Raw genomic sequence first — 26,692 nt, 5'->3', positions numbered from 1 at the left:
CGCCGCGCGCGGCTTGCACTGTCACATTTGCTGTCACAATCGTGCCACATGCGGGCTTCAGGGGCGCTCGCAGGTTGAGGCGCGCCCCAAGATCGTGCGCCTGCCGAATGCACACCAAAGGGGACTTTCATGAAACTTCGTTATTCGATCGCCGCTAGCCTGATGGCTATCAGCGTGGCGACCGTCGTCGCCGTGCCTGCGCAGGCGCAGCAGATCACGACCGGTATCCAGGGCCAGGTCAGCGACGACAACGGCGCGCCGGTCAGCGGCGCGACGGTCGTCATCACCGACACCCGCACCGGCGCCGCGCGCACCATCGTCGCCGGTTCGGACGGCCGCTTCACCGCAAGCGGCCTCGTCACCGGCGGACCTTACTCGGTTTCGGCCAATGCCGATGGCTTTGAAGGCCAGTCGCTGAGCGAAATCTATACCACCCTGCAGGGCAACACCGACCTTCGGTTCCAGCTGGCATCGGGCGGCGGCGAGATCGTCGTCACCGGCACCCGCGTCCGCGTCACGCAGCTCGAAGTCGGCCCGGGCACCAGCTTCACCGCCGAGGTGCTGGCAAGCGCGCCGTCGTTCAACCGCGACATCCGCGACATCATCCGCCTCGATCCGCGCGTCAGCCTCGACCGCGATGACGGCGGCTCGGGCCAGGACCGCATCTCGTGCCTCGGCGGTAACGACCGCGGCAACGCCTTCACCGTCGACGGCATCAGCCAAGGCGACATCTACGGTCTGAACGACACCGGCTTCTCGTCGCGTTCGTCGACCCCGATTCCCTATGACGCCGTCCGCGAAACGCAGATCCAGTTCGCGCCGTTCGACGTCGACTATGGCCAGTTCACCGGCTGTGCCATCAACGTCGTGACCAAGGGTGGTACCAACGACTACAAGTTCGGCGGTTTCTTCGAATATGCCGACAACGGCATGCGCGGCGATAGCGTCCGCGGCCTGTCGGTCGCTCCGATCCAGCCCGAAAAGCGTTGGGGCGTGTGGGCCGGCGGTCCGCTCATCAAGGACCGCCTGTTCATCTTCGGCGCCTATGAGCATCAGGAAGCCGGTCAGTCGCAGGACGACGGCCCGGTCGGCGCCGGTTATCCGAACGAGCAGCGCGGCATCACTGCGGCGCAGTTCCAGGAAATCTCGGACGTGCTGAGCAGCGTCTATGGCGTCGAGACCGGCCCGCTGGTCAAGAGCCGTCCCTTCTCGAACGATCGCTACTTCGGTCGCCTCGACTGGCAGGTCAACGACGACCATCGTCTCGAGCTGACCTATCAGCGTCTCGAGGAAGGGTCGACCCGCCCGGACGACCTGTTCACCGGCACCTCGCCGCAGGCGATCGGCCTCAATACCTTCTACACCAGCGGTACAAAGTCGGACTATTATTCGGGACGCCTCTATTCGCAGTGGACCGACAATTTCTCGACCGAACTGCGCTATTCGCGCTCGGAAGTGCGTGACCGCCAAGATCCGATCGGCGGCGGTGAAGCCCAGTCGGCGAACCCGATCCCGCGTATCATCGTCGGCATCCAGAATGCGTCGGGCACGCCCAATGGCACGGTTCTCGCCGGTCCGGGCAACTCGCGCTCGGCGAACGACCTGCGCACCGATATCGACCAGTATCGCGCCGTCGCGAAGCTCGTCGCGGGCCGTCATGAACTGAAGGTCGGTTTTGAACTGAACCAGGCCAACCTGTTCAACCTGTTCGTCCAAAATGCCACCGGCACGCTGGTATTCAAGAATATCGACGACCTTCGCGCCGGCCTGTTGTCGCCCGGCACGACCGCCAACTCGACGAGCACCACCCCGAACAACGTCGTCAACGGCACGACCGTCGGCGCGTTCGGCAACTTCTCGGCGACCGGCGACGTTAACGACGCCGCAGCGGCCTTCAAGCGCAGCATCTACTCGATCTTCGCGCAGGACGACTGGGAAGTTACCGATCGCCTGAACGCGGTAATCGGTGTGCGCGCCGACTGGTATGATGGCGGTCGCCCGGCGCTGAACTCCGTGTTCCAGCAGCGCTACGGCATTCCCAACAACACCAGCTTCAGCAACCTGGCGCCGGTGATCATGCCGCGCCTCGCGCTGACCTATGACATGGACGATTTCGCCGTGTTCGGCCGGCCGAAGCTGACGACGGGCGTCGGCATCTTCTCGGGCGGCGATCCGGTCGTGTGGTTCGGCAACGCTTTCCAGAATGACGGCCGCGGCTTTGCCACCGGCACGTCTCGCGACGCGGCCTGCGCCGGCCTCGTCGGCCCCGGCGGCCAGATCGACGTTGTCGTCAACGGTCAGTTCACCGGCGTCCCGGCCTGCTTCCAGCAGTCGGCGTCAGCCAACGCGGCCCGCGGTCTTGGCGACACCCAGTCGATCAGCCCGAACATCAAGATGCCGACGGTGCTGCGCGCCAATATTGGTTTCAATTCGGAACTTAACTTCGCCCCCTCAGGCTTCTTCAGCGGCTGGAACCTCAACCTCGACTATATCTACAGCAAGTATAAGAACCCGCTGACGATCGTCGACCTGTCGCAGACGGTGAACCCGGCGCTCGGCCTCAACGGCTATACGGTCGACGGTCGCCCGATCTATCGCTCGATCGATCCGAATGTTGTTGGCTGTACGGCGAAGCTGGTCGGCCTGAACCCGGGTCCGGTGTACCAGAATGTCAACGCGGTCTGCTTCAACACCAGCCGCGACGACGAACTGCAGCTGACCAACAGCGCCGGTTTCCGGAGCCACAACGCGTCGATCATCCTGTCGAAGAATTTCAACGGCGGACTGTTCACCGAAAATGGCAGCGTCGATTTCAACATCGGCTACGCCTACACCGACTCGCAGGATCGCCGGAGCATGTACAACTCGACGGCGGGGTCCAACTATGACCTCGTTGCCGCGTTCGACCGCAATAATCCGGCCGCGACCCGCGGTTTTTATGAAAGCCGCCACAATATCTCGTCGCGCCTCGCCTTCCGCGAGGAGTTCTTTGAGGATCTGTCGACGCGCTTCGCGGTCACCTTCGTCGCCCGTTCGGGTCGTCCGTACAGCCTGACCTTCCAGGGTTCGGCCCAGTTCAACGACGACGCTTCGGGCAGCGACAACGCGCTGGCTTATATTCCGACCGGTCCGAACGATCCGAACGTTGTATTCCTCGACACGCTGAGCTCGGCCGGTGCGGTCCTCCGCACCGCGGCGCAGAACCGCGACGATTATAACAGCGTGATCTCGAGCATCGGATGCGCGCAGAAATATCGTGGCCGGACGATCGATCGCAACACCTGCCTTAACGACTGGTATTTCGACATCGACCTCAGCTTCTCGCAGGAAATCCCGGGTCCCGGCCGCCTGTTCGGGAAGAATGACAAGATCAAGCTCTATGCCACGATGGACAATTTCCTGAACTTCCTCGACCAGGACTGGAACGTCCAGCGTCGCCGCAACTTTGCGGGGCTTCAGGACATCGCAACTGCTGGGCGCGGAGCTGCCGGCACTGCCAACCCGGCTGTTGCTGCGGTCGACAATCAGGGCCGTTACGTGATCTCGAACGTCAACGGGCTGGCCGACTTCAACAACGACAACGGCATCAACGTGTCGTCGTCGGTGTGGCGCCTGAAGGTTGGTGTGTCGTACGAATTCTAATCGTACGACCAACGGCAAAAGATCGGGGCGCGGGAGGAAACTCCCGCGCCTTTTTCTTTGGGTGCTTTGCGGTGGGGAGAGGCCGGTCGGCCATTTCCGTTCCCCGGCGAAGGCCGGGGCCCAGAGCGGTGGAAAGGCGGCGTTGCATTATCACGCCCTGGACCCCGGCCTTCGCCGGGGAACGGTCGGATAGGTCCGCCCTCGCCCGCTACGGCCCGCTCAGGCGCCGGCGAGGCGGCGGGCGGTGTCCTGGACGAGCGCGATCATGTTGGGGACGCCCTGGGTGCGGTTCGACGACAGCTGGCGCGTCAGGTCGAAGGGGGCGAGCGCGGCGGTGACGTCCATCGCGGCGACCTCGCTCGCCGGCCGGTCCTGCACCGCGGCAAGGACAAGCGCGACGATACCCTTGGTGATCGCGGCATTGCTGTCGGCAAGGAAGTGGAGGCGGCCGTCGTCAGAGGGCACGGGGTAGACCCAGACGCTTGCCGAGCAGCCGCGCACCAGCGTGGCGTCGGTCTTGAGCGCATCGGGCATCGCCTCGAGGGTGCGGCCGAGGTCGATCAGCAGGCGATAGCGATCGTCGCCGTCGAGAAAGTCATATTCTTCGAAAATATCGTCGAGGCTGCGCATGGCGGCGGCCCTGACAGATTTGGGGAGGTCTGGGAAGGGTGCTTCCCGTCGCCCCCGCGAAGGCGGGGGCCGCAATCGGGCTTGCGCTACCTCTCCACCGGCCGTGTCGGGAGGCACGTGACTCCCGGCACCCTTCGCGGGGGCGACGGATCGTTAGAGATCCACGCCCGCGGCGATCGCTTCCAATTTGCGCAGCCGTTCCTTGAGGTCGGCGATCTCGATCCGCGATCCGGCGTGCGGGACATGCGCGTCCTGCGCCATCGGAGCGTGGCCGGCGGCGAGTTCCTCGCGCTTGAGCTGGATCCAGTCGCGCCAGCCGCGCAGCGCCACGATGCTGACGATGGTCAGGGCGGTGAGCGCAACCGCCGCAGCGGTGAGGTCGGGGGTGATGAAGGCCATGAGCTTGGCTCCTTTATCGGCGATCGGTGTTCTGGCGATCAGATTTGCGAGCGGTCGCGCAGCCGTTCGATTTCCTCGTCGAGGGTGGCGGCGCGATTGTTGTCGGTGGCGATGCGTTCGAGCACCTGGATGCGGTCCTTGAGGGTGCGAATCTCGGCCTGCAGCGCCTTGGTCTCGGCATCGTCCTTGGCGGGCGCGCCGACGAAATATTCATTGCCCCGGTTGTCGCGGCGGATGCCGTGCTTGGCGCGAATGATGCTGCCGATCGTCACGATGAGGACGATGCCGATAACCATTTCAAAGGGGTTCATGGGGGGATCCTTTCGAATATTTTTTAGTTGAGCGGCGCGTCGCGCAGCTTTTCGATTTCGTCCGAGACATCGACGCCCTTGTCGGTGACGATGCGCTCGAGGACGCGAACCCGCTGTTCCAACCGTTCGGTGTGCGCGGCATATTGCGCCGCCTTTTCAGCCGTCTCGCTGGTGATCGCCTGGAGCTGGCGTTCCTTGAACTTCAGGTGGCGCTCATAGGCGGCAAAACCGATCCCGAAGATCACCGGCAGCCCGACGACGATGAAGAAGAAACCCAGGACAAATCCGCCGCTCATCGTTCAACTCCTCAATTCGCGGGGCGCCGCAGCGCCTCGATCTCGCTCGCCAGCCGGCCGCTCTCGTCGGTGACGATGCGCTCGATCACCGCGAGCCGGTCCTTGACCGAACCCAGTTCGGCGCGGAGTTGGGCATTTTCCTGGCTGACCAGTTTGATGCGTTCCATCGCCTCGTCGCCGGTCTTGGGATAGACCGCCTTGCCCCAGCTATTCTCGAGCGGATACCCGTTCTTGACGCGGAGCCAGGTGGTGAAGACCCAGCCGCCGACCGTCGTGATGCCGATGATGGCGGCGACGGGGGCGATGGCGTTGAGTACATCGAGATTCATGATTTTTCCCCTCAGCGCAGCCGGTCGATCTGATCGGCGAGTTGCGCCGACTGACCATTGGTTTCGGTTGCGATCCGTTCGAGGACCGAGATCCGGTCTTCGAGCCGGACGATCTTCTCGGCGAGCTTGGCATTGTCGCCTTCGAGCAGCGCGATTTTTCGATCAGCGTCGGGGTCGGTTCGATGAACCGTGCCACCCCATTCATTTTCAACCGGATAGCCGTGCTTGGCGCGGGTCCAGGTGGTGAACATCCAGCCGCCGATCGACAAGGCGATGATGGCGAGGACGAAACCGGTACCACCGAAATTCATCTGTCTTCTCCCTGTTGCCGACAATCGCGCTCAGCGCAGGCTGTCGATCTCGTCGGCGAGCCGACGGTTGTGGCTGGTGTAGTAGAGTTCGATGTCGGCGAGCCGGCGATCGATGTCGCGGAAGCGCGAGCGGATGTCGCGGGTCGACGCGGTCGGGTTCGAGCGCACGCCCTGCCAGAACTTCGCTTCCTCGTTCGAGCCATAGAGCGCGAAGGGTTTCGGCGTGCCCATCCAGGCGACCATCCAGTAGGCGATCAGCGTCCAGGGGAAGCCGCCCATCAGGGTGAGGAGGACGGCACCGACGCGGACCCAGAGCACATCGACCCCGCTGTAATCGGCGATCCCCGAACACACACCGCTCCATTTGGCGTTCTGCTTGTCGAGGTAGAATTTGGTGCGGCTGGCAGACATCTCAGTTCCTCCTGGTCGGGTTTTCGAGTTGCGCCAGATCTTCATCGCTGCGAACCGCGGGGCGGAAATCGGGATGGTCGGCGCTGATGATGCGTTCGACGGTGTGGAGCCGGTTTTCGAGCCGGCGGGCGGTGTCGTAGAGTTCGTCGAGCAGCTGCTCATCTTCTCCGGTCAGCGTCTTGGCCTGTTTCCACTTGGTCACATAGTGGAGGATGAGCCAGGGCAGACCGAGGAAGAGAGTGCCGATGACGATCGGGACGATAATCACTTCTTCCATCGGTCCGGCTCCTTAGTTCTTGTTGGCCTGGGCCGCCTTGAGCGCGGCGAGCTCGTCGGCGACCTTGTCGGCGGCCTGGAGTTCGGCGATCTCTTCGTCGAGCGACTTCTTGTAGCCCAGACCCAGCGCATCGGCACGGCCTTCGGCCTCGTCGACGCGGCGTTCGAGGATTTCGAAGCGCGAGAAGGCGTCTTCGACCCGGTCGCCGTTGGTCATCTCGCGCAGCTTGTAGCGATTCTCGGCGCTTTCGAGGCGGGTCGAGACGTTCGACTGGCGCGCACGCGCTTCGCTGAGCTTCTTCTGCAGCTTGGCGATGTCGTTCTCATAACCCTTGAGCGCGTCGTCGAGCACCGAAATTTCGCTCTTCAGCCGCTCGGCCATGTCGCCGGCCTTCTGCTTTTCGACGAGCGCGGCGGTGGCGAGGTCTTCGCGGTCCTTCGACAGCGCGAGTTCGGCCTTTTCCTTCCAGCTGTCCTGCAGGCTTTCGAGCTTGGTGATGTGGCGGCGCATTTCCTTTTGGTCCGCGATGGTGCGGGCGGCGGAAGCGCGGACTTCGACGAGCGTCTCGTTCATCTCGAAGATGATCTGGCGGATCATCTTTTCGGGATCCTCCGCGCGGTCGAGCAGGTCGGTGACGTTGGCGGCGATGATGTCGCGGGTGCGTGAAAAAATACCCATGTGACTAAACTCCTGATCGAAACGTCTTGCGTGTTTAAAAAATGCTGGTGCCGGGGCGGGGCAAGGGGGGAGAGTGCCCCGGCACCAGTGCCGGTCAAGCCATCTGGCCGACCGCCGGGGTTGCTGCAGCGGCCGCGATCGCCATCCCGCCCGGGGAAGCGGCGATGCCGAAGGCGACTTGGGGCTGGTCGATCACGCCGACGAGGATCGCCAGAGCGCCGAGCGCGCTGAGCGCGAAGGTGGCGGTTTGGGCAAAAATCGGCTTCATGATCGTCAGTCCCTTTTTCGCTGCACCGGTGCGAGTTGCGCCGGTTCGTATGATGTAATGCAGAGAGCGTGCCAATTGCGGCGAAGGGCGCAAAACAGCCCAACTTCACACTGAAATGCCCTTTTGCGCCGATTTGACTTGCCAATCAGCGGGAAATTTTGCCAATCATTGGGAATGGAACGCGAAAGCCAATTCATCGGCCAGTCGGCGGCCTTTCAGGACTCGGTCGAGCGCGCCAGCCTCGCCGCGTCGCTCGACCGCCCGGTGCTGGTGATCGGCGAACGCGGCACCGGCAAGGAACTGATCGCCGAACGCCTCCACCGCCTGTCGACGCGGTGGGACAAGCCCTATGTGATCATGAACTGCGCCGCGATGCCCGAGACGCTGATCGAATCGGAGTTGTTCGGGCACGAGGCGGGCGCCTTCACCGGTGCGACGCGCACCCGCGCCGGACGCTTCGAGGAAGCCGATGGCGGCACGCTGTTTCTCGACGAACTGGCGACGCTGTCGATGGGCGCGCAGGAACGGTTGCTGCGCGCGGTCGAATATGGCGAGGTGACGCGTGTCGGATCGTCGCGCCCGCTGCGTGTCGATGTGCGCATCGTCGCGGCGACCAACGAACATCTGCCGGCACTGGTCGACGACAATCGGTTCCGCGCCGATTTGCTCGACCGGCTGTCGTTCGAGGTCATCACCCTGCCCCCGCTGCGCGCGCGCGAGGGCGATATCGAGGTGCTTGCGACCTATTTCGGACAGCGGATGGCGGCGGTGCTCGGCTGGGACGAATGGCCGGGCTTTGGTCCGCGCGCGCTCGCGGCGATGGAGGGACACGACTGGCCGGGCAATGTCCGCGAACTGCGCAACGTGATCGAGCGCGCCATCTATCGCTGGGCGGACCCCGAAAAGCCGGTCGACGCCTTGAGCTTCGATCCCTTCGCGAGTCCCTGGCAGCCGGCGGTGCGCAAGGTCGCAGCGAAAGCCGAATCATCGATGGCGCTATCGGACACGGCGCCCGCGCCCGTCGCGCCGCCGTCGGGCACGGTCAGCGATTTGCGCGCGGCGGTCGACGCCTATGAAAAGCAGATATTGTCCGACACGATGGCGCGCTGCCGCTTCAACCAGAAGATCGCCGCCGAGGCGCTGGGGCTGAGTTACGACCAGATCCGCCATGCGCTGAAGAAGCATGGGTTGAATTGAGGACCGATCCTCCCTGTCGCGCAGCGATGGGGAGGATTGTTCGCCTATTCCCCCGGCAGCTGTGCGTTCAGCGCCTCGATCACCGCATCCTGCGCCGACACCTGCTCCGACAACCGGTCGCGCAGGGCATAGATGTCGGGCAGGCCGTCGATCGCCTCGTCGACGCTGCGTTCGATATAAAGGCGTTCGATGTCGGCGAGCGCGCCGGTGATCGGCGCGCGCGCGGCGGTGAGGCGCGAGATCGCCTGTTCGGCAACGACCCAGCGCTCGCTCGCCACCGCGGCCCCCGCGGCGGCATTGACCAGCCGAGCCGTGGCATCGCGTTCGGCGGCGAAGGCCTGCTGTCCGGCGGCGCCATCCGATTCCCAGCGCGCGAGGCGGCCGGCGAGATCGGCGGGCAAGGGGCCCGGCGGCGGCACCACGACAGGGGTCGGCGCGACGTTGAGCCGTCCCTCGACCGCGCGCTTGGCGAGCGACGGGGCGGCGGGCGCCTGCGCCGCGGCGCAGGCCGACAAGGTCAGCGGCGCCGCGGCGATCGAGAGCAAAAGAAGGAAGCGCTTCATCGCCGCCCCTGATATGGGGGCGAGCGCCGGGCGGCAAGGGGCGAATCGGCGAGTCATATTCTCCCCGGCCGACGCCGGGGGGCGGCGCCGGCCCGCTCCCTCACCCGGCCTCCCCGACGATAGTAGCCTATGGGAGGCCGGGTGAGGGAGCGGGCCGGCGCCGATTCTCGCGATAGCGAGAAAAACGCGCAAAAAGCACGGTAATATGCGGTTGACAGCTCGGGCTTGGCTCGTTAGTGGGCCTGACTTTCCCGCATGCCGGAAAAATCGCCTGCCTTGGCAGGGGACTGGTGCGCGGGTGATTTAGTTTTTTGATTGGATGGAAGACCATGTTCGCAATCGTGCGCACGGGCGGCAAGCAGTATCGCGTCGCCGCCGGAGACAAAATCGCCGTCGAGAAGATCGCCGGTGAAGCTGGCGACACCGTGTCGCTGGGCGACATCCTGCTGGCCGGTGACGGCGGCGAAGTGAAGAGCGCCGACGGCCTCGTCGTTTCGGCCGAGATCATCGCCCAGACGCGCGGCGAAAAGGTCATCGTCTTCAAGAAGCGCCGCCGGCACAACTACCGTCGCCGCAACGGCCACCGTCAGTCGCTGACGCTGCTGCGCATCCTCGCCGTCGGCGAAGCCAAGAAGGCCGCGCCGAAGAAGGAAGCCGCTCCGAAGGAAGAGGCTGCTCCCGCGAAGGACGCCGCGCCCAAGAAGGCTGCTGCCCCGAAGGCCGAAGCCGCTGCCGAAGCGCCCGCCAAGAAGCCCGCTGCCAAGAAGGCAGCCCCCAAGAAGGACGCCTGAGCGCGGCAACGCGGCTCGGCCTCTCGAACGAACTAAGGAGCATCAGTCATGGCACATAAAAAAGCAGGCGGTTCATCGCGCAACGGTCGCGACTCAGCCGGCCGCCGCCTTGGCGTGAAGAAGTTCGGCGGTCAGGAAGTGATCGGCGGCAACATCATCGTGCGTCAGCGCGGTACCCGCGTCTATCCGGGCGTCAACGTCGGCATGGGCAAGGATCACACCCTGTTCGCGACCGCCGAAGGCCATGTCCGATTCCACGATGGCAAGCTTGGCCGCAAATATGTGTCGGTCGACGCCATGGCGGAAGCCGCCGAATAAGGACGATCTTCCAGGGTCGTCCATCAAGGGATGACCCGGAACGGTCCTTTCCGCATCGGCGGAAACAAAGTTCGAAAAGAGGGAGACGGGTCACCCCCGGTCTCCCTTTTTTCTTGCCCGTTTTCCGGCGCATGGCGCCACCATCGGCGAACGGGCGCGAAAATCGGGCCGATCATCTCCCTCTTCATCGCCTGTCGTCAAAGCGTCACCATCTGGCGCCAGGGCGACAGGCAAATGGGAGTGAAGACGATGTTCGCAAGAACCGAAAGATTATTGCTGCGGCCCGGCTGGCAGGAAGATGCCCCGGCGCTCGCCAAGGCGATCGGCGAGGAAGGCGTGGTCCGCAACCTCGCCACCGCGCCCTGGCCGTACCGCGAGGAACAGGCGATGGAATTCCTCGCCAAGCCGATCAACCCCGCCGAGCCGCGTTTCCTGATCTTCAACCGCACGGGCGGGTCGCCGCGCCTCGTCGGCGGCTGCGGCATTTCGCCCGCGCCAGACGGCACGCTGGAAATGGGTTACTGGATCGCCCGCCCCTATTGGGGGCTGGGTTTCGCAACCGAGGCGGGGCGCCAGTTGATTCGCATCGCGCGCGCGATGAACCTGCCCCGGCTGACCGCCGGCCACTTCACCGACAATCCGGCGTCGGGCGCGGTGCTGCGCAAGCTCGGCTTCCGGCCGACCGGCCAGATCGCCCAGCGCTATAGCCTCGCGCGCGGCGGCGAAGCCGCGTGTGCGCTGTTCGAGGAAGGGGACGGCGACAGCGATGGCGCCGTCACCCCGATGCGAAGCCGCATCGGGGTGGACGAGGACTTTCGTCAGGAACTGCGCCTGATGGCGGCGTGAGCCTTGAGCCCCTCCCCTGAAGGGGAGAGGGCTTGAGCTTTAGCCCCTGAGCTTGCCGGCCATGCCGATGATGTCGTCGAGCGGGTTGCCGTCGCCATCGAGGTCGAGCAGGCTGCCAAGCCCGCCCAACGCGCCGCCGCTGCTACCCGAGGCAGGCGCCGCGCCACCACCCAATGCGCCACCCAGCACATTGCCGAGCATGCCGCCCAAACCGCCCGTCAACCCGCCGCCGCCTTCGTTGCCGCCCTGCTTCGCCATGTAACCCGCGACGAGCATCGCGAGGATCGGCAGCATCTTCTTGAGCGTGCCGGCATCGATGCCGGTCTTCGCCGCCGCGTCGCCGGCGACCGAGCGGCTGACATCCTTCGACCCGAAGATCTGGCCGAGCACGTCATTGCCCTGTTCGACCGGGGTCGCCTGCGGCGCGAGCACCGCGTCGAGCAGGCCTCCACCGCCAAGGCCGGCGAGCAGCCCACCGAGACCTTCGATCCCGCCGCCGCCCTGCGCCTGTTTCTTGAAACCGCCGAGGATCGCCGGGAGCAGCGCCTCCGCGCCCTGTTTCGCGAGTCCGGGCGGGACGCCCAATTCTTTCGCCATCGATTCGATGCCGCCGGCCTGGGCGAGGATATCGGTCAGATTCATAAGGTTATGCTCCCACTTCGGCGCGCGGATCGAATGGCGCCGACGGGCGTTATCATAGCATCGCGCGGGCCGGGGACGAGCCGTTCATTGAGCTGTCATTTCCCCATGCCCAAGCATAGTCTGCGGGCGTGCGACTCCGCACCGCCGTATCAATGTGGGAGCATCACCATGGGTATTTTCAGTTCGATCAAAGACGCGATTTTCGGCAAGAAGGCGGAGGCCGCCGTGCCTGCTCCCCCCGTCGCCGCAACCACCAGCGCCCCCACGGCGGCGCAGCCCGTCCCCGCCGCGCCGGTGGCGATCAGCGACGTCGATGTCGTCGCGATCCTGACCGCACAGGCCGCCAACGCCGGACAGGACCTCAACTGGCGCACCTCGATCGTCGATTTGATGAAGCTGCTCGACCTCGACCCGAGCCTGGCCAACCGCAAGGAACTGGCGACCGAGCTTGGCTATACCGGCGCGCTCGACGGCAGCGCCGAAATGAACATCTGGCTGATCAAGGCGGTCATGCGCGAACTCGCCGCGAACGGCGGCACCGTGCCCGCCGACCTCACCGACTGACAAACGCACCATAGTTTTCGACGGGGGTCGGGCGAGCCAACGGCTTTCCCGGCCCCTTTTCGTTGACCCCCGCGCGGCGCCGCCTAGACAGGTTTCAGAAGAAACAAAGTCGCAGGGAGCCGCCAAGTGCACGACAGTCTTTCCACCCCCGTCAGCCGCCGCCACACGCTCGCCGCGCTCGGTGCCGGCACCGCGAGCTTCGCCGTTGCCGGTTCCGCCGTCGCCGAAACGATCATCACCGGCCCGCGCCCGAGCGCGGCGGACGCGCTGCTGACCTCGATCGCGGACAATCTGCTCGCGCAGTCGCCCGAGGGCGCGACCTCGCTCGGCATCGACACCGGCGCGCGCGCCGCCGAACGCGGCAAGCTCGGCGACCGCTCGCCGACGGGGGTAAAGGCGCTCACCGAGACGCTGAAGGCCGACCTCGCGCGTGTCCGCGCTTTCGACAAGGCGGGCCTCGACCATAAGACACGCACCAGCCTGGCGGTTGTCGACAGCGCGTACAGCGTCGCGCTCGACGGCTTTGCCCTGCCCTATGGCGACGTCGCGGTCGGCGGCTGGCGCAACACCCCCTATGTCGTGATCCAGAATGTCGGTGCCTATCTCGACGTTCCCAAATTCCTCGACAGCGATCATCCGGTGAAGAGCACTGGCGACGCCGAAGCCTATCTGTCGCGCCTGAACGCCTTTCCGGGCGTGCTCGATGGCGAGACCGAGCGGCTGAAATCGGCTGGCGGCCAGGGCATGATTGCCCCCGCCTTCCTGATCGACAAGGCGGTCAAGCAGATGGAAGCGAGCCTTGCCGATGCCAAGGCGGGCGGCGGCATGGTCGACAGCCTCGCCACCCGCACCCGCGATGCGAAGATCGCGGGCGACTGGACGGATCGGGCACAGGCGATCGTCACCGGCCCCGTCGCCGCAGCGCTCGAACGCCAGCTGGCCGAGATGAAGGCGCAGCGGCCCAAGGCGACGATGGATGCGGGAATGTGGGCGCGGCCGGGCGGCGACGAATGGTATGCCTGGGGCCTGCGCGCCAGCACCACGACGCGGATGACCCCCGACGAGGTTCACGCGATGGGCCGCGACGAGCTCGCCACGCTGCACGGTCAGATGGACCCGATCCTGCGCAAGATCGGCTATACGCAAGGCTCGGTCGGCGACCGCATGAACGCGCTCGCCAAGGACCCCAAATATAAATTCCCCGACAATGACGCGGGGCGCGCCGAGATCGTCGCCTATATCCAGACCTGGCTCGGCAAGATCCGCGCCGAACTGCCGCGCGCCTTCCGCACGCTGGTGAAGGGCAATGTCGAGGTGAAGCGACTGCCGCTCGCCGAGGAGCCGGGGGCACCGGCCGCCTATGGCGGCGCGGGGTCGATCGACGGTACGATCCCGGGGAAATTCTGGATCAACCTGCGCACGACCGAGTTGCATAGCAAATATTCGCTGCCTGACCTCGCGATGCACGAAGCGATCCCCGGCCACGCCTGGCAGGGCGAATATGCCAACCAGATGCCGCTGATCCGCACGATGCTGGCGTTCAACGCCTACAGCGAAGGCTGGGCGCTCTACGCCGAACAGCTCGCCGACGAACTCGGTCTCTATGACGATTTCGAGGTCGGACGGCTGGGGTATCTCCAGTCGCTCGCCTTCCGCGCCTGCCGCCTCGTCGTCGACACCGGACTGCACGCCAAGCGCTGGACGCGCGAACAGGGGGTCGAGTTTTTCGTCAAGGAGAATGGCTCGAACCCGCTCGAAGTATCGAGCGAGGTCGATCGCTATTGCAGCTGGGCCGGGCAGGCGTGCGGATACAAGGTCGGGCATAGCGAAATCGTCCGCCAGCGCGGGCTGGCGCAAAAGGCGCTCGGTGCGAAATACGACCTGCGCGATTTCGACGATGTCGTGGTCAAAGGCGGCAATGTGCCGCTCGACGTGCTGGCGCAGAATGTCGCGGAATATGTGGCGGGGGCGAAAGGCTGATGCGCCGGACGGCCACCGCCCTGGCGGCGCTACTGCTGGCGGGCGCGGCACAGGCCGCCGATGCCCCGCCGCCGCGGGTCGCGATTATCACATCGGACGTCGAGCGCTTTTTCGCGCTTTACGACGATCCCGCGATCGCCGGGCAGCCCGATCTGCTTGCGGCCCGCTACCTTGCCGAGCCGACGCCGGGGTTCGCCGAGTTTATGACGCTGCGCCGGATCACCCCCGAGCGGCTGGCGACGGCGCTGCGCGACAAGCGACAGGTCTTCGACGACGCGCGCGGCTGCGCGGCGAAGCTCGGCGGCGTCCGCCCGCGCCTCATCGCCGCAACCGACAGGCTCGCCGCGCTTTATCCGCAAGCGAAGTTTCCGCCGATCACCATCGCGATCGGCCGCGCATCGACCGCCGGGACCGCGAACGCCAACGGCCTCTACATCGGGCTGGAAGCCCTGTGTGCCGCAACATTCATCGAAGCCGACGACGAAGACCGCTTTGTCCACGTCATCGCGCATGAATATGTCCATGCGCAGCAACCTCTTGCGCAAGTCGAGGACCCCGAAGAAAAGGTGTTGCGGGCAGCGCTGGGCGAAGGGGTCGCCGAATTCGTCGGCGAGCTGATGTCCGGTTCGGTCGGCTATCCGCTGCTTCACCAATGGGCCAAGGGGCGCGAGAAGGCATTGGAGACCGCCTTCCTTGCCGAGAAGGACGAGAAAGCCATCGGGTCGCGCTGGCTCTATAACAAGCAAGGCAGCGATGGCTGGCCCGGCGACCTTGGCTATTGGGTCGGTTATCGAATCGTCAAAAGCTATTACAACCGCGCGCCCGACAAAGCGGCGGCGCTGCGCGAGATCATCGAGATGAAGGACCCGGCCGCCTTTCTCGCGGCGAGCGGCTGGACGCCGGGGATAGCCCTCTAACCCCGGCGCGCACCCTTATTTCTTCCCGAACAGCGACCCCGCGATGCCGCCGAGGTCGTTGAGCGGGTTGCCGTCGCCGTCGCGGTCGAGAGCGCCGAGGATGCCCGAAGCGCCGTCCTGCTGGAGCATCGTCGCGAAACGGCCGAGCGAACCTTCACCGCCGATATGGCCGACGATTTCCTGCAGTTTTTCGAGCGGCAAGCCGGTTGCTGCAGCGGCACCCTCGGCGGTGTCGCCCTGCATCGGGTGCTGCTTGGCGAGCGCCGCGATCGCCGATTCGACATGCTCGGGGGACAGGCCGACCTTCGCCGCAAGGTTGGTCACCGTGTCGTTGCCTGAAATCTGGCCGAGAATATTGTCCAAGATGCTCATGTCATGCGCTCCTATTTGGCAAAGCCGGTGCGACGCTATCACGCCGAAGGAAACGGCGCGAGGTCCGGTGTGACATATCCCCGCCGCGCAGGCACCGAAAAGAGCAGGTCGCGGCTGTAGAAGCGCAGCGGCCAGTCGCGCGCGCCCATCGGCGAAAGCAGCAGCGCGTTGACGCGCGCCGTCAGTCCCGTCTCCGCCGTCTCCGACAGGAACAGCCGTGCCCCCGCGACATAGGCGCGGGTGATGCTGTCGTGATAGCCCTGCGTGTCGTCGTTGACGCCGCCGACGCTGGTGTTGAAGCGGCGGATGATGCCGGCGATCTCGGCGTCGATGTCGATCTCGGGGCGTTCGGTCAGCAGCCACAGGCAGGCGCCCAGATGCGCCTCGTGCGTCCAGGCGGTGCGCGGCAGCGCGCAGGCGAGCAGCCCCTCGCCGAGCGCGTGTATGTCTTCGTCGCGCACGAAAAGGCGCGGCTTATAGTCGGTGGTCATCGGTCCGGTCCTTCCGGGTGAATGAGCACCCGGAAGTTTCCGGGTCAATTATGCTGCGACAGCCGCCTGCGGTGCGGCCTGACGGACGCCTTCGTCGACATGCTCGGCAAATTGCGCGAAATTGTCGATGAACTGGCCGACGAGCGTTTGCGCCGTGCGGTCATAGGCCGCCTTGTCGGCCCACGCCTCGCGCGGATCGAGCAGACCCGAATCGACGCCCGGAACCGCAACCGGAACCATGAAGCCGAAATTGGGGTCCTTGCGGAATTCGACATCGTTCAGGCTGCCGTCGAGCGCGGCGTTGAGCAGCGCGCGGGTCGCCTTGATCGGCATGCGCTTGATGCCGTCCATCGTCGCCATGCCACCGGTCCAGCCGGTGTTGACGAGCCAGCACTGGACGCCGCCCTTGGCGATGCGTTCCTTGAGCAGATTGCCGTAGACCGACGGGTGGCGCGGCATGAAGGGCGCGCCGAAGCAGGTCGAGAAGGTCGCCTCGGGCTCGGTCACGCCGATTTCGGTGCCGGCGACGCGCGCGGTATAGCCCGAGAGGAAGTGATACATCGCCTGGTCGGGGGTCAGCTTGGCGATCGGGGGCAACACGCCATAAGCGTCGGCGGTCAGCATGATGACCGTCTGCGGCACCGGACCCATGTTCTTTTCCGAGGTGTTCGGAATGAAATCGATCGGGTAGCTGCCGCGGCTGTTCTCGGCGAGGGTCGCATCGTCGAAGTCGAGTTCACGCGTCGCGGGGTCCATCACGACATTTTCGAGCACCGTGCCGAAGCGCTTGGTGGTCGCGAAAATCTCGGGCTCAGCCTCGGGCGAGAGGCGGATCATCTTGGCGTAGCAGCCGCCCTCGAAGTTGAAGACCGCCGTGTCCGACCAGCCATGCTCGTCGTCGCCGATCAGCGTGCGCGAAGCGTCGGCCGACAGCGTCGTCTTGCCGGTACCGCTGAGGCCGAAGAAGACCGCGGTGTCGCCGTTCGGACCGATGTTCGCCGAACAATGCATCGGCATCACGCCCTTCACCGGGAGCAGATAGTTGAGGATGCCGAACACCGACTTCTTCATCTCGCCGGCGTAGGCCGTGCCGCCGATCAGCACGAGCTTTTCGGAGAAATTGACCGCGACGACGGTTTCGGTGCGCGTGCCATGCTTCGCCGGATCGGCGCGGAAGCTCGGCAGGTCGATGATCGTATATTCGCTCGCGAAGGCCGCCAGTTCGTCGGCGGTCGGGCGGACGAGCAGGGTGCGGATGAACTGGCTGTGCCAGGCGAATTCGGTGACGACCTGGACCGCGACGCGATGTTCGGGCTGCGAACCGCCGAACAGCTGCTGGCGGAACAGGCGGGGACGATCGGCAAGATGCGCGAAGAAATCGGCCTTGAGCGCCGCGAAATGATCGGGGGTCATCGGCACATTGGTCTTGCCCCACCAGATGGTGTCGCGCGTTTCGTCGTCCTGGACGATGAACTTGTCCTTGGCGCTGCGCCCGGTGTGCTTGCCGGTGGCGACGACCAGCGGGCCGTCCTTGGCGAGCAGGCCTTCGCCATGACGGATGGCATCCTCGATCAGCGCCGACGTGCCCCAGTTTTCGGCAACCGCGGCCTGCGTTTCAACGGCGCCATTGCCGATGATGATCTTCGTCATGTTCTTGCCTTTCCCAACCGCGCCGCAGCCCCACTGCATAGGTATGCAAGGCCTGCCGAGCATAAGGGGAGGCCCGCATTTTCATGGGTGCCGACGTGACGCCGATTCCGTAAATTCCCGGCCGCGTTAGCGAGGATGAAGGATGAGGTCAAAAGATTAAAGCTGGGTATCGGCGGCGCCGCCATGCCGGTGCCGTTACGGAACCCGAGCGCCGGCGCGGTTGTGGCCAGGCCACGGATCGGCTAGTTGCCGGGACGCCCGCCCATATGGAAAGAGCATGACGGCAACCATCGCGCTGGTCGACGACGACCGCAACATCCTGCAATCCCTGTCGATCGCGCTGCAGGCCGAGGGTTTTGTCACGCGCGTCTATTCGGACGGCGAGGCGGCGCTGAAGCCGCTGATCGACAATCCACCCGACCTCGCCGTCTTCGACGTCAAGATGCCGCGCATGGACGGACTCGAACTGCTGCGCCGGCTGCGCGAAAAGAGCCAGCTGCCCGTCATCTTCCTGACCAGCAAGGACGACGAGATCGACGAGGCGCTCGGCCTCGCGATGGGCGCCGACGACTATATCGCCAAGCCCTTCTCGCAGCGGCTGGTGATTGCGCGCATCCGCGCCATCCTGCGCCGCGTCGAGCTCAACAAGAACGCGCCGGGCGACGAGGACGAGCCCGTCGCCGACCCGATCACCCGCGGCCGCCTGCGCATGGACCCGGCGCGCCACAAGGTCGAATGGGACGGCAAGGACGTGACGTTGACCGTCACCGAATTTTTGATCCTCGAAACGCTGGCGGCCCGCCCCGGCATCGTGCGCAGCCGCAACCAGTTGATGGACGCCGCCTATCAGGACGATGTCTATATCGATGACCGCACGATCGACAGCCACATCAAAAGGCTGCGACGCAAGTTCCGCGAGGTCGACCCCGAGTTCGACGCGATCGCGACGCTTTACGGCGCGGGATACCGGTTTGCCGACGAAAGCTGATCCCGCGCGCGACGCCGAGGACCAGCCGCTCGTCTGGTCGGCGCGCTGGTCGCTGACGACGCGCATCCTGGCGGTCAATATCGTCGCGATCGCGCTGCTCGCGGGCGGCTTCTTCTATCTCGACACCTATCGCAGCCGGCTGGTCGATACGCGAATCGAGGTGATGAAGGAGCAGCTCGCGATGCTCGACGAGGCGCTGGAGGCGGCCCGCCCCGACCAGCGCCGGCACCTGATCGACGAATTCACGCGCGCGACCGAATCGCGGCTGCGCTTCTATGCGCGCGGCGGCGACCGGCTCGACGACAGTTTTGATCATGGTCCGCCGACCTATACGCTGCGCGATCCCGACCTGCAGCCATGGAAACGCGACGCCGCGCGCGCGATGGACCGCGGCATCGACTGGATCGTCGGTGCACCCAATTATCCCGATTTCGAAGAACCCGCGACCGACCATGGCCCATCCTGGCCCGAGGTCACGGAGACGATGCGGAGCGGCCAGGCCACCACCCGCTTCCGCTACGCCCCCGAACGCACGCCCTTGCTCAGCGCGACGCGGATCGTCGACCTCGACACCCCGCAGGTCATGCTGATGACATTGAACGCGCGCGACATCACGCGCACCGTGCGCGCCGAACGTTTCCGGCTCGCGGTCGTGGTCGCGCTGGTGCTGATGACCTCGATCCTGCTCTCGCTCTTCCTCGCGCGCACGATCGTCCGCCCGCTGCGCAAGCTCGCGCGCGCCGCGGTCCGCGTTCGCCTGGGCCGCGCGCGCGAGGTCGTGGTGCCGCGCCTGCCGAGCCGCCGCGACGAGATCGGGACGCTGGCGCGCGCGCTGAGCGACATGACGCAGGCGCTGCGCGAACGCATCGACGCCGGCGAGCATTTCGCCGCCGATGTGACGCACGAGCTGAAGAACCCGATCGCCTCGGTACGCTCGGCGGTCGAGGGGCTGCGGCGCGTCCAGACCGACGAGCAACGCGCGCAGCTTCTGGCAATCGCCGACGAGGATGTCCGGCGGCTCGACCGGCTGGTCACCGACATCAGCGACGCGAGCCGCATCGACGCGCAATTGTCGCGCACCAATTTCGAGCCGATCGACCTGGGGCTGATGATCGAATCGATGCTCGCGTCGCGGGCGGCCAGGGCGGAGGGCACCGACCTGCCGCATCCGCGGATCGCCTTTGCCCGCCCGCGCAAGGGCGCGACGCTGGTGATGGGCGACGGCCATCGGCTCGAGCGCGTGATCGACAATGTCATCGACAATGCGATCAGCTTTTCGCCCCCCGGCGGCCTCGTCTGCGTGCGCGCGACGCGGCTGGGCAACGACGTCCATATCGGGGTCGACGACGACGGCCCGGGCATCGAACCGTCGCAGCGCGAGGCCATTTTCCGCCGGTTCCACAGCGAGCGCCCCGACGGCGAGGCGTTCGGGCGGCACAGCGGGCTGGGCCTCGCGATCGCACGAACGATCGTCGAGGGGCATAGCGGGCATATCGCCGCGCGCGACCGCGACGACGGCCAGCCGGGCGCGAGCCTGCTGATCACCCTTCCCGCCGCCGAGGGCAATGACGACGCGGCGTAAGCCCCGACCCAATCGCCTTGCCCCGCCGCTGACACGCCGGTAAGCCTGCGCCCCATGTTGCCGCGCCGGACCGCTCCCCAGATCGTCAATATCCACGCGAGTTGCGTCGCGGCGGGGAGCCGCGGCATTTTGATTCTGGGCCATTCGGGACAGGGCAAGTCCGACCTCGCACTGCGGCTGATCGATCGCGGCGCGCGGCTGGTCGCCGACGACCGCTGCGACATCTGGTTCGACCGCGGCCGCCTGTGGTGCCGCCCGCCCGCGATGCTCGCCGGCAAGCTGGAGGTGCGCGGCATCGGCATCGTCGAGCAGCCCTTTACCGGCCCGGTTCCGCTCGCGATCGCGGTGCGCCTGTCCGAACGGCCCGAGCGGATGCCGCCCGCGAACCAGGTCGAGGTCGTTGCGGGGGTCGAATTGCCCGCAGTGCTGATTTCGGGGTTCGAGGCATCGGCACCGATCAAGATCCTGATGGCGCTCGACCGGCTGGGGGTCGGGGCATGAAGGAGACGCGCGACCCGCGCCTGCTGCTCGTCACCGGCCTGTCGGGGGCGGGCAAGTCGACGGTGCTGAAAGTACTCGAGGACCTCGGCTGGGAGGTCGTCGACAACCTGCCCGTCGCGCTGCTCGACGCGCTGCTCGACGCCCCTGCCGGGCAAGGCCGTGAAGGCCGTCCGCTCGCGGTCGGCATCGACAGCCGCAGCCGCGGGTTCAAACCCGCGCCGCTGGTCAAACGGATGAAGCAACTCCGCGAAGCGGGCGGGCGCGACATCGACACTTTGTTCCTCGACTGCGCCGGCGCGGAACTCGAACGCCGCTTTTCGGAGACGCGCCGCCGCCACCCGATGGCCGAGGACCGCCCCGCCGCCGACGGCATCGCGCGCGAACGCGAGATGATGGAGCCGCTGCGCCGCTGGGCCGAGCATGTCGTCGACACCACCAATTACAGCAGCAACGACCTGCAACAGGAAATCCGCCAGCGTTTCGGCGACAGCGGCGAGGATGAGCCGGTGCTGAGCGTGCTGAGCTTCGGCTTCGCGCGCGGATTGCCGCGCAACGCCGACCTGGTGTTCGACATGCGCTATCTGCGCAACCCGCATTGGGACCCGAAACTGAAACCCGGTACCGGACTCGACGTCGATGTCGCCGCTTATGTCATGGCCGATCCCGCCTATGAGGCGACCGTCGGCCAGATCGAGGCACTGTTGCTGGCGCTGCTGCCGCGCTACCGCGCCGAGGGCAAAAGCTATGTCACCATCGCGTTCGGTTGCACCGGAGGGCGCCACCGATCGGTCCATGTCGCCGAACGTGTTGCCCAGACGCTACGGTCGGCGGGTCATGCGCCGACGGTCACCCACCGCAACCTTGACTCCGCCCCGCAAGATGGGCTTGAGGGCAAGCCCCCGTCCGCATCTCCCGCGTCCGGCGGCAAACAAGCATAAGGGTCTCGCACTTCATGCCCACTGACAAAGCATTGCCGCTGCTCGGGATGGTCCTCGTGACCCATGGCCGGCTCGCCGAGGAAATGGTGACCGCGATGGAGCATGTCGTCGGCCCGCAGCGCGCGATCGCCACCGTGTGCATCGGTCCCAACGACAATATGGAGATGCGGCGCAAGGAAATCGCCGACGCGATCCGCAAGGTCGACGAGGGCCGCGGCGTCATCATGCTGACCGACCTGTTCGGCGGCACCCCGTCGAACCTCGCGATCAGCCTGCTCGAGCCCGGGCGCACCGAAGTGATCGCCGGAGTCAACCTGCCGATGCTGATCCGGCTGGAAAGCGCGCGCAAGACCATGGACATCCGCCCGGCGGTGATCGCCGCAAAAGAGGCGGGCCAGAAATATATCTCCGTCGCGTCCGAAATGCTGGGGGTTGGTTCATGAACGAAAACAGCGAGACGGTCGAAATCACCAACCAGCGCGGTCTGCACGCGCGCGCCAGCGCCAAGTTCGTCACCTTCGTCAGCCGCCTGCCCGAGACCGTGTCGGTCGAGGTCGAAAAAGGCGGCAGCCGCGTCAACGGCACCTCGATCATGGGGCTGATGATGCTGGGCGCCGCCAAGGGCGATTCGATCACCATCCACACCAGCGGCGACGGCGCCGACGCGGCGCTGCTCAAGCTCGTCGGGCTGGTCAAGGACAGCTTCGGCGAGGATTGACGGCATGACCCAAGCGGGCCGCCGTTCCACCATTGAAAGCCTGTCCAATCCGCTGATCAAGCGGATGCGTCTGCTGCGCGAGAAGCGCCATCGCCGCGCCGAGGGGCTGTTCCTCGCCGAAGGGCTGCGTATCGCGACCGAGGCGCGCGAGGCAGGCGTGCTGCCTCTATGGCTGTTCTTAGGCCCAGAGGGTGCGGCGCATCCGCTGGCGCAGGCGCTGATCGACGCGACGCTGGAGTGTGGCGGCGAGGTGGTCGACACCACGCCGGCGATCCTGTCGAAGCTGTCGGGCAAGGACAATCCGCAGGCGATCGTCGCGATCTATGCCGAGCCGAAGACGTCGCTGGCCGACATCGACCGCGGCGCGTCGCCGATCTGGCTCGTCGCCGAACGGCTGCGCGATCCGGGCAATCTCGGTACCATGCTGCGCACCGGCGACGCGGTCGGCGCGGGCGGGTTGATCCTGCTCGACGAGAGCACCGATCCCTATGCGGTCGAGGCGGTGCGCGCGAGCATGGGGGCGATCTTTACCCAGCAACTGGTGCAGGCGCGGTGGGAAGACTTCCTGCCCTGGCTGCGTGGTGGTCCCGGGCAGCTGGTCGCGACCTGGCTCGACGGAGCGGAGGATTATCAGGCGGTGCGCTATGCCGCACCGACCTTCATCCTGATCGGCAATGAATCGCAGGGGATGCCGGCGGACTATGCCGCGGCCGCCGACGTGCGGGTTAAGATGCCGATGCTCGGCAAGGCCGATAGTTTGAACGCCGCGGTCGCGGCGGCAGTCATGGCCTATGAGGTATTGAACCAGCGGCGGAACCGATAGCGGGCGGGTCTCGTTCATCGGTCGATCAGCCCGATCGGTCCAGGAGGTCCGCATGACCAAGATCACCCTGCCCGCCCTCGCCCCGCTTTTGCTTCTCACCGCCTGCGTGCCCGCCGCCGAGGCACCGCAGGGACCCGGCGCGCCGCCGGCCGCCGCCTATTTCGCGCTTGGTACCGAGCCCGGCTGGACGCTCGAGATTACGCCGGGGATGCTCAACTACGACGGCGATTACGGCGACACCAAGATTGTCGTCGCCAACCCCGGCGCGCGGCCGAGCTTCAACGGCGAGCGCTATGTGACGCCGCGGCTGACCGTCGATATCACCCATGCCGCGTGCAGCGACGGGATGAGCGACCGTCGCTATCGCGACACGGTGACGCTGACCGCCGAGGGCAAAACGGTGAAGGGCTGCGGCGGCGGGGTGCTGCCGCCCGCCGAACTCGCGGGCACGAACTGGACCTTCGCCTCGATCGGCGGGGTCGCGGTCGCGGGCGACCGGCCGACGTCGCTCGTCTTCGAAGGCGCAAGGCTGAGCGGCAGCGCGGGCTGCAACCGCTTTTCGGGCGGTTATAAACGCGACGGACAGACGCTGACCGCCGGTCCGCTGATGGCGACCGAAATGGCGTGTCCCGGTGCGGGCATGACGCAGGAGAACGCCTTCTTCGATCTGATGCGCGGGCCGGTGAGTTTGAGCTTTCCATCCGACGGCACGCTGATTTTGACCGGCGCCGAGGGGCGGACGGTGGTGCTCAAGCGGGTGATCTAGAACCGCAAACTCTACCCCCGTTTGTGTCGAGCGAAGTCGAGACACCCATCTGCAGCGCTCTACTTCGGGGTGTCTCGACTTCGCTCGACACAAACGGAATTTGAGGTGGGTGCGCGAAAGCCGTCTTATTCGCCGTCGTTGACCGCCGCCGGCGCGCTGGCCAGCTTCGCGAGCGGGCGGGCGGTCTGTTCGGTCACGGGCAGCACCGGGATGTCCTTGTCGCCGGTCTCGATATCGAGCGCCTCGAAGCGGCGTGCCTGTGTCAGCACCTGCGATTCGAAACTGCCGACAAAACTGTTGTAGGCGCCGGTCGCCTGGTCGAGATTCTTGCCGACGCGCGCGATATGCGACCCCATCACCGACATGCGCGCGTAAAGCTCCTTGCCGAGCGCAGCGATCTCGCGCGCCTGGTTGGCGAGCTTTTCCTGCCGCCACACCGCCGCGACGGTGCGTGCGATCGCGATCAGGTTCGTCGGTGTCGCGAGCAGCACCTTGCGCTCGAACGCATAGTCCCACAGCGCCGGATCCTGATCGAGCGCCGCCGCAAGGAAATGTTCGCCGGGGACGAACATCACGACGAAATCGGGCGTGTCATCGAACTGGTTCCAATAGGATTTGGCGCCGAGGGTGTTGACATGCGCCTTCATCGCCGCGGCGTGCGCGGCGAGATGCAGCGTCTTTTCGGCTTCGTCGACCGCGCCGAACGCGTCCTGATAGGCGTTGAGCGAGACCTTGGCGTCGATGACGAGATTCTGGCCGCCGGGCACGCGCACGACGACGTCGGGGCGCAACCTTCCGCCGTCGCCATCGGTGACGCTGACCTCGGTCTGAAAATCGGCGTGTTCGGACAGGCCGCAGCTCTCCAGTACGTTGCGCAGTTGCTGTTCGCCCCAGCGGCCCCGCGCCTTGGGGGCGTTGCGCAGCGCGTTGACCAGTTTTGCGGCCTCGCTCGACACGCGTTCGGTGCCCGCGCGCATCGATTCGATCTGACCGTGGAGTAGGCCGAAGGCACTCTGGCGCTCGGTCTCGACCTTGCGCACCTCGACCTCATATTTTTCCAGCCGCTCGTGGACCGGTTGGAGCAGTGCCTTCAAATTCTGCCCCGCCGTCGTCTCGCTTTCCTTGAAACGCGCGTCGGCGCGTTCGAGGAACGTCTTTTGCGCACCATCGAGCATCGCCTGTCCAACCTCGCGGAACTGCGCGGTGAGCGCGGCCTGCGCGTCCTTCAATTGCGCGATCTGCGCATCATGCGCCACATCGCGCGCGCGCTGTTCGCTGACCAGTCCGGCGAGTTGCAGATCGGCAGCCTTGCGCGCCTCGGCCTCGGCCGCGAGATCGGTCACCGCGATCCTGAAGCGCTCCGAAAGCCCGTCGCGCTCGGCCTTCAGCGCCCCCGCCTGCCGCCCGGCGAACAGCCAGCCGATCAGCCCCCCGAGGATGAGGGCGACAAGGGCAACGAGCAACGAAACGATATCCATATGCGGAACATAGGACGAACAGCGCGCGCTTGGCTAGAGGCTTCTACCTTCGGGGCCCGGTTTCTTTTCGAAAGGATTGGTCACCGACGTCAGGATCCGGTCGATCATTTTCGACAGGGCGATCGTCCGCTCCCTCGTCGGCGTATCGGGCAGATCATTGGCGGGGGTCACGCAATGCGTCCGGACCAGCGTCTCGTCGCGGCCCGCATCGCCCGGCGTCATCTGGGTAAAGCAGTTATATTCCCATTTTCCATCGAAGTGGATGCGCCAGACGATCATCCGGGCATCGAGGAGGCTGGTTTCGACCTGCCAGCCCGGCATGCCTTCGATACTGCCGGGGACATAGTTGCGGTTGAGCAGATGGTCGCGCAGCTCGCCGATCGGCAGCGGATAGCGCTTCTCCTCGCTGTATCCGTCCGGGGCGCAGGCCGCCAAAGCGGCGACGAGCAGCAGCGGGACGGCACGCGGGTTCGTCCGGAGAGAAGGCAAGGTCAGAGCAGGTCGCTCGCGACGTCGAGTTCGCGGACGCGGCGCTTCTGGCGCGCGGCGTCGACCAGACGGCGCAGTTCCTCGCGCCGCTCGGCGGCGCGTTCGATGTGCGGGATCACCAGCGGGCCGTCACGCGTCGTCTCGTCGCTCGAATCGAGGCTGATGGTGCCGATCCCGGCCCATTGGTTGACGAGGGTGAAATCCATGCGGACATTCTTGACGCGGTAGAGTTCGATCTCGTCGATGCTCTTCACGAAAATGCCCTTGCGCAGGATCAGCCGGTCTTCGGTCAGTTCGTATGTGACCATCAGGTTGCGCACGTATAGAATGACGACCGCGATTGCCGCGACATACATCCATATTTGCGCGTACATGAACCAGCCCGGCGCCGTGCTGTCGAGCAGGCGCCAGAGCGTCAATATGCCGCCCGCCAGCAGCATCAACCAGATCAGCCAGCCGAGCAGGGTACCGCGCAGCCAGCCCGAGGTCGAGGAGCGGAAGCGGTCGAGGACTTCGGGCATCGGCG

34 protein-coding genes are annotated in these 26,692 nt (G+C 65.8%); 16 read left to right on the top strand and 18 right to left on the bottom strand.

Going from position 1 to position 26,692, the window contains the following annotated elements; genetic code table 11:
• Nucleotides 1–129: 129 nt before the first annotated feature.
• Complete coding sequence (locus AC07U1_RS07990) at nt 130–3,642, top strand: TonB-dependent receptor (protein ID WP_495176893.1); 3,513 nt, start codon at nt 130–132, stop codon at nt 3,640–3,642.
• A 219-nt stretch (nt 3,643–3,861) separates the two neighbouring features.
• On the opposite strand, the gene AC07U1_RS07985 is transcribed toward AC07U1_RS07990, so the two are convergent.
• The 10 genes from AC07U1_RS07985 to AC07U1_RS07940 all read right to left on the bottom strand — a co-directional run bounded on the left by AC07U1_RS07985 (nt 3,862) and on the right by AC07U1_RS07940 (nt 7,552).
• Entirely contained in the window at nt 3,862–4,272 is a 411-nt protein-coding gene (locus AC07U1_RS07985; protein WP_187142198.1) for a SufE family protein, read from the bottom strand.
• Nucleotides 4,273–4,425: 153 nt separating this feature from the next.
• A complete protein-coding gene (locus AC07U1_RS07980) occupies nt 4,426–4,671 on the bottom strand; it encodes a hypothetical protein (protein ID WP_056345417.1) in 246 nt (81 codons plus the stop codon).
• Nucleotides 4,672–4,709: 38 nt separating this feature from the next.
• Nucleotides 4,710–4,982, bottom strand: coding sequence for a hypothetical protein (locus AC07U1_RS07975; protein WP_056345414.1), 273 nt, complete (start codon nt 4,980–4,982; stop codon nt 4,710–4,712).
• A 23-nt stretch (nt 4,983–5,005) separates the two neighbouring features.
• Entirely contained in the window at nt 5,006–5,278 is a 273-nt protein-coding gene (locus AC07U1_RS07970) for a hypothetical protein (protein ID WP_056345411.1), read from the bottom strand.
• Nucleotides 5,279–5,289: 11 nt separating this feature from the next.
• Nucleotides 5,290–5,607 (bottom strand): hypothetical protein, encoded by a 318-nt coding sequence (locus tag AC07U1_RS07965; protein ID WP_187142199.1) that lies wholly within the window; start codon nt 5,605–5,607, stop codon nt 5,290–5,292.
• 11 nt (nt 5,608–5,618) lie between these two features.
• The gene (locus tag AC07U1_RS07960) at nt 5,619–5,918 is read right to left on the bottom strand and encodes a hypothetical protein (protein ID WP_056345406.1); all 300 of its coding nucleotides are present in this window, start codon (nt 5,916–5,918) and stop codon (nt 5,619–5,621) included.
• Nucleotides 5,919–5,948: 30 nt separating this feature from the next.
• Nucleotides 5,949–6,329: an envelope stress response membrane protein PspC gene (pspC, locus tag AC07U1_RS07955; protein WP_056345403.1), complete on the bottom strand. Its 381-nt coding sequence runs from the start codon at nt 6,327–6,329 to the stop codon at nt 5,949–5,951.
• Between the two features lies 1 nt (nt 6,330).
• Nucleotides 6,331–6,606 carry an envelope stress response membrane protein PspB gene (gene pspB, locus AC07U1_RS07950; RefSeq protein WP_056345400.1) on the bottom strand — a complete coding sequence of 92 codons (276 nt, stop codon included), beginning with the start codon at nt 6,604–6,606 and terminating at the stop codon, nt 6,331–6,333.
• A 12-nt stretch (nt 6,607–6,618) separates the two neighbouring features.
• Nucleotides 6,619–7,284: a phage shock protein PspA gene (pspA, locus tag AC07U1_RS07945; RefSeq protein ID WP_495176894.1), complete on the bottom strand. Its 666-nt coding sequence runs from the start codon at nt 7,282–7,284 to the stop codon at nt 6,619–6,621.
• Between the two features lie 94 nt (nt 7,285–7,378).
• Nucleotides 7,379–7,552, bottom strand: a complete 174-nt coding sequence (locus AC07U1_RS07940; protein ID WP_495176895.1) for a hypothetical protein — start codon at nt 7,550–7,552, stop codon at nt 7,379–7,381.
• Between the two features lie 174 nt (nt 7,553–7,726).
• Here AC07U1_RS07940 and pspF point away from each other — a divergent pair, with 174 nt between their 5' ends.
• A complete protein-coding gene (pspF, locus tag AC07U1_RS07935; protein WP_495176896.1) occupies nt 7,727–8,749 on the top strand; it encodes a phage shock protein operon transcriptional activator in 1,023 nt (340 codons plus the stop codon).
• Between the two features lie 44 nt (nt 8,750–8,793).
• On the opposite strand, the gene AC07U1_RS07930 is transcribed toward pspF, so the two are convergent.
• On the bottom strand, nt 8,794–9,312 hold the full coding sequence (locus AC07U1_RS07930; RefSeq protein ID WP_495176897.1) for a hypothetical protein: 519 nt from the start codon (nt 9,310–9,312) through the stop codon (nt 8,794–8,796).
• Nucleotides 9,313–9,641: 329 nt separating this feature from the next.
• Here AC07U1_RS07930 and rplU point away from each other — a divergent pair, with 329 nt between their 5' ends.
• The 3 genes from rplU to AC07U1_RS07915 all read left to right on the top strand — a co-directional run bounded on the left by rplU (nt 9,642) and on the right by AC07U1_RS07915 (nt 11,267).
• Complete coding sequence (gene rplU / locus AC07U1_RS07925; RefSeq protein ID WP_056345388.1) at nt 9,642–10,103, top strand: 50S ribosomal protein L21; 462 nt, start codon at nt 9,642–9,644, stop codon at nt 10,101–10,103.
• Nucleotides 10,104–10,151: 48 nt separating this feature from the next.
• A complete protein-coding gene (gene rpmA / locus AC07U1_RS07920; protein ID WP_056345384.1) occupies nt 10,152–10,421 on the top strand; it encodes a 50S ribosomal protein L27 in 270 nt (89 codons plus the stop codon).
• Between the two features lie 249 nt (nt 10,422–10,670).
• A complete protein-coding gene (locus AC07U1_RS07915; protein WP_187142202.1) occupies nt 10,671–11,267 on the top strand; it encodes a GNAT family N-acetyltransferase in 597 nt (198 codons plus the stop codon).
• 39 nt (nt 11,268–11,306) lie between these two features.
• Here AC07U1_RS07915 and AC07U1_RS07910 read toward each other — a convergent pair whose 3' ends face one another.
• Complete coding sequence (locus AC07U1_RS07910) at nt 11,307–11,909, bottom strand: DUF937 domain-containing protein (RefSeq protein ID WP_187142203.1); 603 nt, start codon at nt 11,907–11,909, stop codon at nt 11,307–11,309.
• A gap of 168 nt (nt 11,910–12,077) precedes the next feature.
• Between AC07U1_RS07910 and AC07U1_RS07905 the strand changes: the two genes are divergently transcribed.
• From AC07U1_RS07905 to AC07U1_RS07895, 3 genes are all read left to right on the top strand, one after another.
• The gene (locus tag AC07U1_RS07905) at nt 12,078–12,473 is read left to right on the top strand and encodes a DUF3597 domain-containing protein (RefSeq protein WP_495176898.1); all 396 of its coding nucleotides are present in this window, start codon (nt 12,078–12,080) and stop codon (nt 12,471–12,473) included.
• A gap of 126 nt (nt 12,474–12,599) precedes the next feature.
• A complete protein-coding gene (locus AC07U1_RS07900; RefSeq protein ID WP_495176899.1) occupies nt 12,600–14,453 on the top strand; it encodes a DUF885 domain-containing protein in 1,854 nt (617 codons plus the stop codon).
• Nucleotides 14,453–15,370, top strand: a complete 918-nt coding sequence (locus AC07U1_RS07895) for a gliding motility protein GldB-related protein (RefSeq protein ID WP_495176900.1) — start codon at nt 14,453–14,455, stop codon at nt 15,368–15,370. The genes AC07U1_RS07900 and AC07U1_RS07895 overlap by 1 nt, the downstream gene beginning before the upstream one ends.
• Nucleotides 15,371–15,385: 15 nt before the next feature.
• Here the strand turns inward: AC07U1_RS07895 and AC07U1_RS07890 are convergent, their stop codons facing one another.
• The 3 genes from AC07U1_RS07890 to AC07U1_RS07880 are packed head-to-tail and all read right to left on the bottom strand — an operon-like array spanning nt 15,386 to nt 17,883.
• Nucleotides 15,386–15,742 (bottom strand): hypothetical protein, encoded by a 357-nt coding sequence (locus AC07U1_RS07890; protein WP_166943032.1) that lies wholly within the window; start codon nt 15,740–15,742, stop codon nt 15,386–15,388.
• A gap of 38 nt (nt 15,743–15,780) precedes the next feature.
• Nucleotides 15,781–16,233, bottom strand: coding sequence for a hypothetical protein (locus AC07U1_RS07885; RefSeq protein WP_495176901.1), 453 nt, complete (start codon nt 16,231–16,233; stop codon nt 15,781–15,783).
• A 48-nt stretch (nt 16,234–16,281) separates the two neighbouring features.
• Nucleotides 16,282–17,883 carry a phosphoenolpyruvate carboxykinase gene (locus AC07U1_RS07880; RefSeq protein WP_056345355.1) on the bottom strand — a complete coding sequence of 534 codons (1,602 nt, stop codon included), beginning with the start codon at nt 17,881–17,883 and terminating at the stop codon, nt 16,282–16,284.
• A 277-nt stretch (nt 17,884–18,160) separates the two neighbouring features.
• Here AC07U1_RS07880 and AC07U1_RS07875 point away from each other — a divergent pair, with 277 nt between their 5' ends.
• From AC07U1_RS07875 to AC07U1_RS07840, 8 genes are read left to right on the top strand one after another with little or no spacing between them, the layout of a single operon-like run.
• Entirely contained in the window at nt 18,161–18,871 is a 711-nt protein-coding gene (locus AC07U1_RS07875) for a response regulator transcription factor (RefSeq protein ID WP_056345351.1), read from the top strand.
• A complete protein-coding gene (locus AC07U1_RS07870) occupies nt 18,855–20,453 on the top strand; it encodes a sensor histidine kinase (RefSeq protein ID WP_495176902.1) in 1,599 nt (532 codons plus the stop codon). Before AC07U1_RS07875 ends, AC07U1_RS07870 begins: the two co-directional genes overlap by 17 nt.
• Nucleotides 20,454–20,507: 54 nt before the next feature.
• A complete protein-coding gene (locus tag AC07U1_RS07865; protein ID WP_495176903.1) occupies nt 20,508–20,954 on the top strand; it encodes an HPr kinase/phosphorylase in 447 nt (148 codons plus the stop codon).
• Entirely contained in the window at nt 20,951–21,892 is a 942-nt protein-coding gene (rapZ, locus tag AC07U1_RS07860) for an RNase adapter RapZ (protein WP_495176904.1), read from the top strand. The genes AC07U1_RS07865 and rapZ overlap by 4 nt, the downstream gene beginning before the upstream one ends.
• A gap of 38 nt (nt 21,893–21,930) precedes the next feature.
• A complete protein-coding gene (locus tag AC07U1_RS07855) occupies nt 21,931–22,335 on the top strand; it encodes a PTS sugar transporter subunit IIA (RefSeq protein WP_056347134.1) in 405 nt (134 codons plus the stop codon).
• Complete coding sequence (locus AC07U1_RS07850; protein ID WP_056345338.1) at nt 22,332–22,610, top strand: HPr family phosphocarrier protein; 279 nt, start codon at nt 22,332–22,334, stop codon at nt 22,608–22,610. Before AC07U1_RS07855 ends, AC07U1_RS07850 begins: the two co-directional genes overlap by 4 nt.
• 4 nt (nt 22,611–22,614) lie before the next feature.
• Nucleotides 22,615–23,433, top strand: coding sequence for a TrmH family RNA methyltransferase (locus AC07U1_RS07845; RefSeq protein ID WP_495176905.1), 819 nt, complete (start codon nt 22,615–22,617; stop codon nt 23,431–23,433).
• 52 nt (nt 23,434–23,485) lie between these two features.
• The gene (locus tag AC07U1_RS07840) at nt 23,486–24,199 is read left to right on the top strand and encodes an META domain-containing protein (RefSeq protein ID WP_495176906.1); all 714 of its coding nucleotides are present in this window, start codon (nt 23,486–23,488) and stop codon (nt 24,197–24,199) included.
• Between the two features lie 125 nt (nt 24,200–24,324).
• Here the strand turns inward: AC07U1_RS07840 and AC07U1_RS07835 are convergent, their stop codons facing one another.
• From AC07U1_RS07835 to AC07U1_RS07825, 3 genes are read right to left on the bottom strand one after another with little or no spacing between them, the layout of a single operon-like run.
• Complete coding sequence (locus AC07U1_RS07835) at nt 24,325–25,677, bottom strand: DNA recombination protein RmuC (RefSeq protein ID WP_495176907.1); 1,353 nt, start codon at nt 25,675–25,677, stop codon at nt 24,325–24,327.
• A gap of 33 nt (nt 25,678–25,710) precedes the next feature.
• The gene (locus tag AC07U1_RS07830) at nt 25,711–26,166 is read right to left on the bottom strand and encodes a hypothetical protein (protein WP_495176908.1); all 456 of its coding nucleotides are present in this window, start codon (nt 26,164–26,166) and stop codon (nt 25,711–25,713) included.
• A 2-nt stretch (nt 26,167–26,168) separates the two neighbouring features.
• A complete protein-coding gene (locus tag AC07U1_RS07825) occupies nt 26,169–26,687 on the bottom strand; it encodes a PH domain-containing protein (RefSeq protein WP_495176909.1) in 519 nt (172 codons plus the stop codon).
• Nucleotides 26,688–26,692 lie beyond the last annotated feature (5 nt).

It is taken from the genome of Sphingopyxis sp. GW821-FHT02C12, from assembly GCF_059421785.1.
Note: the sequence above shows the minus strand (reverse complement) of the source record. Positions and strands in the feature narration are given on the sequence as shown.